11 protein-coding genes (1 of these 11 running past the window's edge) are annotated in these 12500 nt (G+C 58.4%); 8 read left to right on the forward strand and 3 right to left on the reverse strand.

Annotated features, from left to right (window positions below):
• Positions 1-203 precede the first annotated feature (203 nt).
• The 5 genes from DEIDE_RS13440 to DEIDE_RS13460 all read left to right on the forward strand — a co-directional run bounded on the left by DEIDE_RS13440 (position 204) and on the right by DEIDE_RS13460 (position 4652).
• Positions 204-965, forward strand: coding sequence for a ParA family protein (locus tag DEIDE_RS13440; protein WP_041227759.1), 762 nt, complete (start codon positions 204-206; stop codon positions 963-965).
• Positions 962-1846, forward strand: a complete 885-nt coding sequence (locus tag DEIDE_RS19785) for a ParB/RepB/Spo0J family partition protein (protein WP_012694516.1) — start codon at positions 962-964, stop codon at positions 1844-1846. Before DEIDE_RS13440 ends, DEIDE_RS19785 begins: the two co-directional genes overlap by 4 nt.
• 209 nt (positions 1847-2055) lie before the next feature.
• On the forward strand, positions 2056-2532 hold the full coding sequence (locus DEIDE_RS18110; RefSeq protein WP_012694517.1) for a DUF6328 family protein: 477 nt from the start codon (positions 2056-2058) through the stop codon (positions 2530-2532).
• 174 nt (positions 2533-2706) lie between these two features.
• Positions 2707-3528, forward strand: a complete 822-nt coding sequence (locus tag DEIDE_RS13455) for an SDR family NAD(P)-dependent oxidoreductase (protein WP_012694518.1) — start codon at positions 2707-2709, stop codon at positions 3526-3528.
• An 11-nt stretch (positions 3529-3539) separates the two neighbouring features.
• A complete protein-coding gene (locus DEIDE_RS13460) occupies positions 3540-4652 on the forward strand; it encodes an NAD(P)/FAD-dependent oxidoreductase (RefSeq protein WP_012694519.1) in 1113 nt (370 codons plus the stop codon).
• A gap of 60 nt (positions 4653-4712) precedes the next feature.
• On the opposite strand, the gene DEIDE_RS13465 is transcribed toward DEIDE_RS13460, so the two are convergent.
• A complete protein-coding gene (locus DEIDE_RS13465) occupies positions 4713-5042 on the reverse strand; it encodes a DHCW motif cupin fold protein (protein ID WP_012694520.1) in 330 nt (109 codons plus the stop codon).
• A gap of 342 nt (positions 5043-5384) precedes the next feature.
• On the opposite strand from DEIDE_RS13465, the gene dbpA reads away from it, so the two are divergent.
• From dbpA to DEIDE_RS13480, 3 genes are all read left to right on the forward strand, one after another.
• Positions 5385-6794, forward strand: a complete 1410-nt coding sequence (dbpA, locus tag DEIDE_RS13470) for an ATP-dependent RNA helicase DbpA (protein WP_012694521.1) — start codon at positions 5385-5387, stop codon at positions 6792-6794.
• Positions 6795-7517: 723 nt separating this feature from the next.
• Positions 7518-8825 carry a replication initiator protein A gene (locus DEIDE_RS13475; protein ID WP_041227762.1) on the forward strand — a complete coding sequence of 436 codons (1308 nt, stop codon included), beginning with the start codon at positions 7518-7520 and terminating at the stop codon, positions 8823-8825.
• A gap of 339 nt (positions 8826-9164) precedes the next feature.
• Complete coding sequence (locus tag DEIDE_RS13480) at positions 9165-9686, forward strand: hypothetical protein (RefSeq protein ID WP_041227657.1); 522 nt, start codon at positions 9165-9167, stop codon at positions 9684-9686.
• A 217-nt stretch (positions 9687-9903) separates the two neighbouring features.
• Here the strand turns inward: DEIDE_RS13480 and nhaA are convergent, their stop codons facing one another.
• Complete coding sequence (gene nhaA, locus DEIDE_RS13485) at positions 9904-11184, reverse strand: Na+/H+ antiporter NhaA (RefSeq protein WP_012694524.1); 1281 nt, start codon at positions 11182-11184, stop codon at positions 9904-9906.
• Positions 11185-11701: 517 nt separating this feature from the next.
• Positions 11702-12500: the 3' portion of a hypothetical protein gene (locus DEIDE_RS13490; protein WP_012694526.1), read on the reverse strand. Its footprint extends 395 nt past the window's final position; the window shows 799 of its 1194 coding nt (coding positions 396-1194); its start codon lies beyond the right edge, outside the window; its stop codon occupies positions 11702-11704.

The following is a 12500-nucleotide window of genomic DNA, read 5'->3' on the forward strand; positions in this document are numbered from 1 at the left end:
GAGAGCTCAGCATCTCCCACGACAGGACTGGACTTCGCCCGCGGTGTGGCATGGATACTGCGTCTGCTCCCAAAAACCAACCGCCCCAATCATGGTTTGAAGCTTTTCAATGGCTTGGTACAGGTGCCTCAGGGTCTCTGCGCGCGCTGTTCTTTCCGGAAAGAACAGGAACGTTCTTCCGGGAAAGCGGTATGGTGCAGACGATGATCACAGCGACCGTGTTCAACCACGCGGGTGGTGCAGGCAAGACCAGCATCGTCCGCGACGTCGGTTATGAATTGGCCCGCCAGGGCCAGCGCGTTCTGGTAGTGGACCTCGATCCACAGGCCAACCTCACCGCATGGCTGGGTGTGGTTGACGTGCAGATGGAGCAGACGGTGTATCAAGTCGCCACAGAAGGTGCTGAGCTTCCAGAGCCTGTCGCCGTTCACGGACTTCACCTGATCCCTTCGCAGGTGGATCTGGCCCTGGCTGAGACTGGAATGCTGGGTGTGCCCGGCTCCCAGCTGTTTTTGCAACAGGCGCTGCGTACAGTACAGGACCGGTACGATCTGGTCCTGGTCGACAGCCCACCGAGTGTGGGGCAGCTGGCGATTCTTGGGGCTGCGGCAGCTGACCGGCTGATTGTGCCGGTCCCGACCCGAACCAAGGGACTGAATGCGCTGCCCGGCCTGCAGAAGGCCACCAACCTGTACCGCCGCCTGCGGCCGGAACTGGCGATGGGACTGTATGTGCCGACCATGTACGACGCGCGTCGTACCCACGACCGCGAAGTGCTCGCGCTTCTGCGTCAACACCTGAGCCCGTTGGCTGAGCCGGTGCCTGAGCGGGCAGCGGTGTGGCTCGACAGCACCATGGCTGGGGAGCCTGTGGGCGTCTATAAAGCGGGGTCACCTGCCCATCAGGATGTCCTGCGCCTCACAGATGAAGTGGCCCGGTCGCTTGGGCTCAAGGTGAACGCATGACCCGTAAGCGCCCCACCATGCCTGCCGGTCTCGACGCGATGCTGGGCGCAACGGCACAGGCCATGCAGAATACTCTGGCCACAAGAGCTCTGCCCGTAGACGCGTTGACCCCCGGCCGCCAGCAACCACGGCGAACATTCGATCAACCAGCACTGGAGGCTTTGGCAGACAGCATACGCGCAGAAGGGGTGCTTCAACCTCTGCTGGTCCGCCCGGTTGCAGGCGGCCACGAGATTGTTGCCGGTGAACGGCGCTGGCGCGCTGCGCAGCTCGCCGGGCTCAGGGAAGTCCCGGTCTTTATTCGCGAACTCGATGACCGTCAGGCTCTGGCAGCAGGACTGATGGAAAACCTGCAGCGTCAGGACCTCAACGTGATGGACGAGGTCGACGCGAAGCTGACCCTCGTCGCCCTTACCCTTGGCCTGGAGCGGGACGCGGCCCGTACCCGGGTGATGCAGTTGCTCCGCGAGGAGGCTGGGCCAGATCACACGCTGCTGGAGGAGTTGTTTCGGCCACTCGGCGAGAGCTGGACTGCATTCGCCAAAAACAAGCTGCGGGTGCTGAACTGGCCGGCACCAGTGGTCGAGGCACTGCGCAAAGGTCTGCCACGCACCCTGGCGTCTCTGATTGTCTCTGCGCCCGAAGCGCATCACCCCGCGTTACTGAAGCTGGGCCTCGCTGGAGCGACACGTGAACAGCTGCAAGCTGAGATCAGCCGGTTGCCTGGGCCAGAGGTCAGCCGAAGTGATCCAGCCAGTGTGCTGGCGCGGAAACTGTCCAGCCGCCGCTTCCTGGCAAGCCTGACGCCCGACGCCCGCAAGGCATTGGACCGCTGGATTGCCAAAATGCCGGCAGAACTACGTACTCTTCTGGATGACTGACGGTCTGTTCTTTCCGGAAAGAACAGGTGAAAAATGGGCTTCACTGCAGTTCGAGCCCGACTGCTACCTGATGCGGGTGACCGAGCCGGTACGGTCCCCCGCGCTTTTCGGCCACAGAAGGCGAAAGTCAGGTAGCACAAATCCGGGTGCTCGACACTGATGACCGTCGCGCGCCGGAGCTGTCTGCGGCGTGCTGGTATGGTAAGTCAATGTCCGGAACCGATGAGTCGTCCACCATTGAACCGTTCGACGATCTTCTGCAGGAAATTCGTGTCCTGCTTTCCGGCTCACAGGTTCTGACCGCTTTTCTGGTAACTCTGCCGTTCAGTAGCGGCTTTGCGCGTCTGGATGCCACAGAACGCAACGTTTACGCAGCGACGTTTCTGGCAGCACTCCTCAGCCTTGTTTTGTTCGCAACGCCCGCCGCGTATCACCGTCTGGTGTGGCCCGTTCCGAATAGGAGGCGCTTCAAACAGTTGGGAACCAAGCTCGTGGTCGTCGGCCTGATACCGTTATCAGCCTCCTGGATCCTGGCCACACATCTGGTGCTGGGCGAGGTGCTCAACAGCCGCTTATCCAATGTCATTACAACGTTTGTGGCACTTGTCATTGGGGCCCTGTGGTGGGCGTGGCCGCTGATCAGGCGTACGCGCATGGAGGGACAGAGCAGTCAGCAACGGGGGTAGAAAACACTTGCCTTCACCGAGCACGAAACACGCCTGTCAACCTTCTCCGATGCTTAGTCCGGTGCACCAACTCGATTCCCCAGTTCTCAGAATAAGCGTCACGTCTCATGTCATGAAACACGACCATCAGGCACCACTCGGGTGATTCACGACGGTTCATACAAGGAGAACACTATGACCAACACAGCTTCCCGCCGATTTGACAACCGCGTCGTACTGGTGACTGGTGCCGCTGGAGGCATCGGTCGCGCCGTTGCCGAGCGCTTCGCCAGCGAGGGCGCACGTGTTGCCGTCAATGACATACAGGTCAACGCCGTTCGAGAAGTCGTGGGGTCTATCACGGCGTCAGGTGGTTCGGCGCTGGCTGTACCTGCTGATGTCGCGGACGCCTCGCAGGTCGACCACATGTTCACGCAGATCGAGTCGACCTTTGGATATGTCGATGTGCTGTACAACAACGCTGGCCTGATTGATACCGCGCGGCACTTTCTGGAGGCAGACGAGGCGTGGTGGGACCGTATCATCCAGGTCAACCTGAAAAGTGTCTTTCTATGCTCACATCGGGCCGCCCGCACCATGGTCCGGCGTCGGAGGGGCGTGATTATCAGCACCTCGTCAGGCGGCGCAACGCGCGCGCACCGCGGAAATGTCGCCTATGACGCAACGAAAGGGGGAATTGAAGCCATGACGCGCGCCATGGCCCTGGATCTGGCGCCCTATGGTGTGCGGGTGAACGGCGTGGTGCCGGGTTTCATCAACACCTATGGCCTCACAGACGAACAGTTGCGAGTCCGGGAGAAGACCGTTCCGCTGGGCCGCTACGGTGTGGCTGAGGATATGACGGGAGCAGCCCTGTTCCTTGCATCTGATGACGCCGTGTATATAACTGGTCAGTTTATTTCGGTAGACGGTGGGGTGCTGGTGCAGCAGCGGTCCGCAAACGTGGATACCTTCCCTGTGGAAGGCTTCCCGGTGGTCGAGGCCGACCTGTTGTGACACACCAGGCGATGCACGCCGACGTTGCCATCATCGGCGCGGGAATCATTGGTGCCGCAAGCGCCTGGCGACTCGCACAGCGCGGCCTGAAGGTCCTGGTGCTTGAACAGGGTAGCCCAGCCGGAGGATCGACAGGGAAAAGCGCTGCTGGCGTCCGTGCACAGTTTGCCACTCCAACAAATATCCTGCTTTCGCACTACAGCATTCAGGAATACGCCGAGTTGCCACAGTCGGGCTACCACGCAGGAGGTTATCTTTTGCTGATACCAGACACGCAGTGGGCCGCACACCAGAAAAGTGTCGCCCTGCAACAGCAACTGGGAGTGCCTACACAGGTGCTGACGCCTGCGCAAGCGCAACTCCATACGGTGTTCGACCAAGCTGGCCTGGGCGGTTGCACCTTTTGCAGCACCGACGGGTCTGTCGACGCGCACGGGCTCACCATGACCTATGTCTCTCAGGCGCGCGGGGCAGGCGCACGCTTCCTGTTGGACACGCCTGTGACCCATATCCGGCAGCAGGGGGAATTGTGGCTGCTCTCTACGCCGGCAGGAACTGTGCAAGCCCGCCTAGTCCTGAATGCGGCAGGCGCCTGGGCAGGTGAGGTGGGTACAAAGGCTGGACTGAATATCCCTGTTCAACCTGCCCGGCGCATGGTGTTTACCACCGGTCCTGTGAAACTGCCCAAACCACTGCCCATGGTGTTTGATCTGGACAGTGGCGTATGGCTGCGCTCTGAAGGCGAACGGCTGATCATGGGGCGTGCAGACCCCTCAGATGTGGGCTGGCAGGAAGGCATGGACTGGAGCTGGCTGGAACCTACCCTGGAGGCGGCTATTCAACGGTTTCCCTGGCTCGAAACCGCCACGCTTGACCGCAAGGCAAGCTGGTGGGGCTATTACGAGGTCACGCCAGATCACCAGGCTATCGTGGGAAAAATGCCGGGTGTGGACGGCTGGCTCAATGCGTGCGGCTTCTCTGGGCATGGCGTGATGCACGCCGCTGCCATCGCAAGGGTGGTGGCACAGGAGGCGGTAGGGGAGACCCCCTTCATTGACATTGACCCGCTGCGGTACGACCGGTTTGCTCAAGGCCACCGTGGGATGATGGATATTCAGGTGTGACGGCAAATTGACATCCATCCAGCACAGGTCAAGCCTACCGTTAGGCACCACACCGCCGCTTCAGTCCACGATGAAGAGGGTGGCACCCTGAGGTGCAGACGAGCGGTGGGCTTCCGCACCGTCCGCAACCTGGTAACTCATTCCGGCAGTCAACGTAAAGCTACGGCCATCTTCCAGTGTCGTCTCCAACTGCCCATCCAGCACCAGGAGGATATGCCCTTTGGTGCACCAGTGATCGGCCACGTATCCGGCCACGTACTGCACCCTGCGAACCCGTATGTCGCCAAAGAGCCGGGTCCGCCAGTAGGCCACGCCCTGTTCGCCGGGATGGGTCGTTTCCTCAACCGCTGCCCAGTCGGTCGTACCAAAGGGAATATTCTGCATGTGCATCGTTCCAGCGTATTCCTTTTCGGACCCGGCCTCAGGTCCTGCCTGCGGCCCCAGACTTGTCCCTGGGGCCGATCAGGAATGGCAACCGTCGTGCCGGATCCTCAGGTTCTTTCTTTTATAGGCATTTACTCAACTCTTCACAAATCGCAAATAGCTCATCAAATGGTTTGCCATGGAATGAGTTTTCCTTTCATAGCCGTTGCTACCGCTTCTGTCAGAACGCATGAAGGTTGGGAGCTATGTTGATGTACTTCTACTGCCTTCCCCAAGGAATACAGTCAATGCCAGACAGGTTCAGCGTTCTGGGGTCACCACTCGCTCGTTCTGTGAGGCACTCATCACATGCATATGTCACCGTTTAACGTCTTACCGTTGAAAGCTGCTTTCCTGGCCAATCTCGATACACTGGGCTACCGCGAGATGACGACCATTCAGCAGAGGAGCCTTCCGCATGTCTTAAAAGGACGTGACCTGCTTGCCCAGGCCGAGACTGGCAGTGGAAAAACAGTTGCCTTTGGCATCGGCATTCTGCACAGGCTTGATCCAGCGCGGCTCAAGGTACAGGGTCTGGTGCTGTGTCCCACACGCGAACTGGCTGACCAGGTGGCCAACGAATTGAGGCGTCTGGCGCGCGGCGAAGGCAACATCAAAGTGCTGACTCTTACCGGCGGCGTACCTCTGCGCCATCAGGTGACTTCCCTTGAACATGGGGTGCATATCGTAGTGGGTACCCCTGGACGCATCCGTGATCATCTCGCCCGGGGCAGCATCAACCTGGAGGATGTGCACACCCTGGTGCTGGACGAAGCGGACCGTATGACCGACATGGGCTTTTATGATGAGATGGCCAGTATTGTCTGTGCCTGCCCCAGAACGCGTCAGACCCTGCTGTTTTCAGCCACCTATCCGGACAACATCAAGCAGACCACCGCAGAGTTCCTGAACGATCCTGTGGAAGTGGTCGTGGACGCACAGCACACAGCCACTCAGATCAAGCAGCTATTCTATGAAATCGGTTTCGACGAACGTGATGCGGCCATCGGGCGCCTGCTCAATCATTTTAAGCCGCTCTCAACGCTGGTCTTCTGCAATACCAGGGTGCATTGCCGGGAGCTTGCCGAAGAATTGCAGGCCCAGGGCTTTTCGGCCCTGGGCCTGCACGGTGACCTTGAGCAACGCGAACGTGACGAAATCCTGGTGCTGTTTTCTAACCGCAGCTGTTCCGTACTGGTTGCCACGGACGTCGCCGCGCGTGGTCTCGATATTTCGCGGCTGGACGCAGTGATGAATGCCGACGTGTCCAGGGATACAGAAGTGCATGTCCACCGTGTCGGTCGAACAGGTCGTGCCGGAGAAGCAGGCCTGGCCCTGACACTATGCTCGCCGAACGAGAAAAAGTGGGTCAGCCTGATCGAGGACTATCAGAAGACCACTGTCCAGTGGGCGAATCTCGACGACCTTGACTCAGAGACTGCTGAAACCTCGCCTGCTCCAATGGTCACGCTATGGATCATGGGCGGCAAAAAGGACAAGCTGCGCCCAGGTGATGTGTTGGGTGCCCTTACCGGCGACGCAGGTTTACTTAGGGAGCAGGTGGGCAAGATCACCGTAAGTGAATTCATGACTTATGTGGCGATTGACCGGATCGTAGCCGACCAGGCTTTCCAGCGCCTGACCAGAGGCGGGGCGCCAGGCCGTAATGTGGGCGCCTTTAAGGGCCGCAGCTTCAAAATGCGGCTCATCAAAGTCTAGGCCCGCATCACAAAGACCTGTCAAAGGAACTGTGCCGACGTATCAAGCAGGAGGCCGGTACTCATGAACCAAGCTATGAGCTGTACCGCTCATGGCTCAGCCTGACGCCGCTGTAGAACAGTTCGCGTGAGTCACGGTTCAGCGTACGCAGAATTTCCCAACTTAAAATCTCAATTTCAACCATGCTGACGTGTTCCAGTTGCCCTTAATTGACTCGAGCCGCGTACCCAGAATCCCTCAGTGGGCACGATCGATTGCCTCACTTGGCACGACTGAATCCCTCAGTTGGCACGAAGCAATCCCTCAATGAACCCGAGCATTTCCCTCACTTGGCACGAGCGTTTGCCCCTAAATCACCTCAGTAAGCACGATAGAGGAGGGAGCAGGGGGCCTTTCTGAAAAAGCTGATCTACTCTGCATTTAAGGCGTATACAACATATTGAATGGCCATTCTCGAGATGACCAAGGAGTAGTTCCCAGGAAAGACACCGTTCGTGCCGACTGAGGGATTCAGTCGTGCCAAGTGAGGCGAGATCTCATGCCGACTGAGGCTTCTGTTCGTGCCGACTGAGGGAAATCATCGTGCCAACTGAGGGATCCGGTCGTGCTCACTGAGGGATTTTGGATCAAATAGTCCGTCTGGCACGACAGTAGCCTGCTCGTGTTGCCCTCGTTTGTTGATCATCATTTCTTTTAATAGAGATTGATATGATCACCTCAAACATGGATAAGCCGTCGGACCTGAGGATCTTCGAGATGGACCTGACGCGGTCAGGCATTATCAGCGTTCAGCGGGACATGCCGACCGAGCTTACCTCCTGGGTTTCTGACTATTCCATCAGTGGCAACCACTACCGCGTCGAAGCTACAGCCCGGTACGGCCGACCTCACGGCACTGATAACGACGTCATGGTCGCTCTGCAAAGCCTGTTTCTCCGTAATGGCTGCCCGGAACATAACCGTGTGTCACTTACGGCCAATCAACTGCTGCTTCAAAGCTATGGGCGTAACACCAGCAAGGACTACCAGAATTTGCGCGCCTCACTCATGCGTCTGGCTGGAACCAACTGGACGCTGTATCAGAACGCCACAGACCCCAAGACTCGGCGCACCAAAGGCATTACCACAACGAATTTCATGTTCACACTGGAAATGGAGGACCACAGCGCCAGTGATCATGACTTCAGCCACCGTGACCTTGACGACAGCAGTCACATCATCGTGAAGTTCGCCGATACGTTCGCGCAGTCCATCCGGCTAGGCTTCTTCCAGATGCTGGATGTTCACCTGATGCAGCGGCTTGGGCACACCAACGCCCGAAGCCTTTACCGCGTCATCCAGGGGCACCGCATCCAGCCTGACGGTTCCCTTGCGCCGAGTCTGGACCTGCGACTCGCCGACTGGATGAGCGCATGTGGTCTTGAAACAGACCGCCTCGATAATGCCCGCCGCATCCTGGACGCCGCGCACAGACGTCTCCTGGACGAGGATTTCCTACAGGATGTGGAGCTTACCGGCCGGGGACGGAATGCCACGCTGCACTACGCTTTTCAGGGTGTACCAGAGCCTTCCCAGGTAGAGCAGCTGATGGCCCACCGCGTCACACGACCGGTCGCGGAAACTCTTGCCGCAGATTATCCCGAGCGCGTTACGCCGGCGATTAGCGTGATCGAAGAACGCCTTAAAGGTGGGTGGCGGCCACGATCGGTCAGTGCTGCCCTGGTGGACGCGATTCGAAACCCGGAAAAGTGGGGGTATACGCCTCCGCCTTCAAGGCACGGGCCGAAAGCCGCTTCAGTGCCACAACCTGCGCTGCACAGTCCACAGGAGGCAGAACCGCTGACGACCCCACGGGAGACAGCACGAACCCTTCTGCGCCTGCGCCTGGGCCGCGATTGCTCCCTCTTTGCCCAGCATGAGATCGACCAGCTGTCCGACGCTGGCATGCAGGCGTTGATTGAAGCACTCCACAGACCCAAGGAAGAGGGCCTTCCGCTCGTCAGCAGCATCCTTAACCACGTCACGCTGTAAGCACCACCTATGCTGCCCGCTTTTAACTTCTTGGCAGCCCCGTTATTTTTTTTGAGGCCGGTTGGTTGTAGTCACTGCATGGTCAGCAGGTAAAAGCGTGAGTTTGATCTTTGGACGAGTTCTGCAGCAGAATGCAACTTAACGGATCACCGCCTGCAGCCAGCTGGGAGGAGAAAAGCCATACGCAGGGGCTCGTTCCATTCCTGACCTCAGGACCTGTCAAAACTCTGGACCGCTTCAAATAAGTTTCCGGATAACCCATCACCATTCTTCCAAATCCACCCACTGGTTAAGCTTTTTCGCAGGATCGACGCAGAACGCGATCGGTATCCTCAGGGTATGAACACACGCTGGGTGATCGTAGGGTTGAGTCTGATGATCGCCGGTGGCATGAGAACAGTGGCGATCCAGATTCCGGGAACCAAAGTCGACTACTTTGCTGCCCAGGATTCGGTCACCACCGACAACCGTGGGATGGTCCGGATTTTTGAGGTCAACGACACCACTGGCGAAACATTCGTGCGATTTGCCTGCGAGGGACGGGTAATGCAGGCATATTTCCATGGGAAGAATCCGCTCCTGACTCCCAGGGCCCGGGAAATAGAGCTGTATCCCCTGGTGGTGTACCAGGTGGATAGCCAGCAGCTCAAAACCTTAAAGGCATCGGGGACGCTGGATGAAGGTGGGACCCCGGCGCTTGATTCACTGGCATTCGAAAACGACGAGTTGGTGGTGGAGGCGTTCCGTAACGCGGGCGAACGGGTCATCCTGCGCATTCCGCGTCTGGGGATGTCAGAACTCACTTTTACGTTTGCTGTGAAAGGTTTTCGTGAGGGGCTCAGCCGGATCAAGCCCTGCTGAAGGTGCCAGGGGCAGACCTGCAAGGTGTCCATGAATCTGAAGGATCAGCTGGGGGAATGCACGACCGGCACGTTAAACACATTGCCTTGGGCATCCCAGTTCTTCTGGTGGTGCAGTCTTCAGCCAGTCACCTTGTCATGCTGGTCAGCAAAGCTCGGTTATACGAAAACGAAAGTGGGCAGGGCAGCTTCGCCCTCCCCACTCTTCTGCAGTTTCTTCAGAAGTCTTGGGCTGTACCGGGCATTTTCTTTGATGTCACCACGAGCCAGCCTGCTCCTAATGCTGCGGCAAGCACGGAAGCCATAAGGACGCCGAGTTTCGCCTGGGTCAGGAGGGCTACATCTTCGAATGCCAGGTTCGACACGAACAGGCTCATGGTAAAACCAATCCCCGCCAGAATGCCGGCCCCCACCATGTGAAACCACGTGACGCGTCGGGGGAGAGAGGCCACGCCACTCCGGACTGCCAGCCAGGCACCTCCGACCACACCAAGGGGCTTGCCAAGCAACAGGCCCAACATCACTCCGTACGAGATGGCACCGAAGCCGGCGCCGCTTACAGAGACGCCGGCATTGACGAGTGCAAAGATCGGCAGGACCGCGAACGTCACGAACGGATGCAGAGCATGTTCCATTCTGTGCAGTGGACTCTGTGATCGCTCAAGCAGGTCCTCCAGATCCCTGAGGCGTGCACCCACGACTTCACTTCGTCCAGGCCGTGCGGCGTCAGTCAGGGAAGCCAGGTACTGGCTTGGATCCGGCTTGCGAATCGGCACCGTAAAGGCCAGCATGACCCCCGCGATGGTGGCGTGCAGGCCCGACTTCAGAACGAAAAACCAGAGCAGAATGCCCAGCACAGCGTAGACTTTCATGCTTGGCGCGCCCTTTAGACCGGCCAGGAGAGCCACACCCCAGGTCAGTGCTGCAAGCGCCAGGAAGGTGAGATTCACGCTTTCGGTATAGAAGAGGGCTATGACAAGGACTGCGCCCAGATCGTCTACGATGGCCAGGGCCGTCAGAAAGACTTTAAGACCGAGTGGAACCCTGGAGCCAAGCAAGGCAAGGACACCAAGTGCAAAGGCAATATCTGTTGCCATCGGCACACCCCAGCCGGAGGCACCGAGACCACCGGCATTGAGAAGGTAATACAGCGCCCCAGGCAGCAGCATGCCTCCTGCAGCAGCAGCAACTGCAAGCGTGGCCCGGCGCCGCGACGCCAGTTCACCAATCAGGAGTTCTCGTTTAATTTCCAGTCCGACAAGCAGAAAGAACACCGCCATCAGACCGTCGTTGACCCAGTGTTCCAATGACAAATCCAGCGCTGCGGTCCCGGCGGACAGTGCAAGGTGCGTATGCTGCAGCGTGAAGTACACGTCGCGCCACGGCGAGTTGGCCCAGATAAAGGCCATGATCGCGGTCAGGACCAGGAGCAGGCCCGCGAAGGACTCACTGCGGACAAAACGTACGAAAGGAGATTGGGGGAGAGGGGGAAACGCCATACAGCCTCCAGAAAATAGAAAAGGTGAAGTCCATTGTGCGGACTCCACCAGGTCAGCGTGTGGCCGCTGTCACCTGCCGCGTTCACGGCATACTTTCCATCAACAGTAACATGCCAGCGTTTTCCGCCGAAAGGTCTGCCAGTCAAGAACGGCAAGTTGGTCCAGTGGCCTGGCAGCCATGATCCTTTCCGAAGCCCCACAACGAGAAGTGGAATGCGCTGCTCCCGTGCGCGTAGATTCCGGCCTGTAGATCAGACTCAACAAAGGCATTCAGGCGAACGGCTACCAAGCTGCGCTGTGCATCTGGTTGAGCCGGGATGTGATCAGGCGTGTCCAGAAGGCTCGTTCAAAGGAATTCTATATCGAATGTCTGTCGTGCTTTTGCTGGTCGCGCGGCCTTAAAGGAAAGCTTTTCCATCCTCTGGCGCAGTCGGATCGTCGGAACGTCCGGCAGGCGTGAGGACAGCCGTCGGAGAATGGCGATTCGGAATTCTGCAGGCTTGTTGTTCTCAGGCGATCAGTAATTCATGCCACAGGACCAGTCGTTGGCGTAAGCCCAATGAATATCGATTTGTGCTGTTCGCGGGTGCTTGATAAAAGTGGTGCGCTCTGGAACCGGGTTAGTAAAAAAGCCGCTCGTAAAGACCAGAAGCCCTGTCTGCGCGTTGTAGCGATAGGTTCCGCCTTTGCCCATATAGGTATATGTACCGTTGGTCTTCAGGGTCAAGGTTCCCCTGGGCACGTCGTTTCGGGTTCCGTTTATTCCAGGGCGTTCTAACCAGCAGGAATAGCTCCCGCCCATCAATGGTCCTCCGGGCTTGGCATCCGGGGTCTTCACCGGCGCCGGCGCTGCTTTCGGTGGCTGATAGGTGCGAAGAAATTCGGTCAGCGGTTTAAGGCCAGTGCTGTGGGGACTTGTGGCGAGAGCAGACAGGGCTTGACCAACGAGGGTCCGCTGCCCCCGTTGTGCGGCAGCAAAGGCATCCAGAAGGTCGAGAAAGGCCCTGTCAGTTTCGCTCTGGGCAGTCTGCTTCAAAGCTGATCGTGCAGCGTCAATCTGTATCTTTGCTCCCTCTGGATTCTGGTTGCGCAGGTTATACAGAATCTGTTCGACATGCCAGTTGGTACTGAACATGCCAGTCGATGGACGTGTAGCTTTCCAGAGGCGCTCAGCTTCGTTCAGGGCTGCGCCCATACTCTTGACTGTGCTGGCATTCAGCGGGCTGCTGGGTTGTGGCCCAACGGGTTGAGTCGCCGGCTTTGGCGCATCTTGCGAGGGCGCAGGTGAGGCGGCAGCACGGACGTAAGCCGTAATC

This window comes from Deinococcus deserti VCD115, assembly GCF_000020685.1.
GTDB lineage: Bacteria > Deinococcota > Deinococci > Deinococcales > Deinococcaceae > Deinococcus > Deinococcus deserti.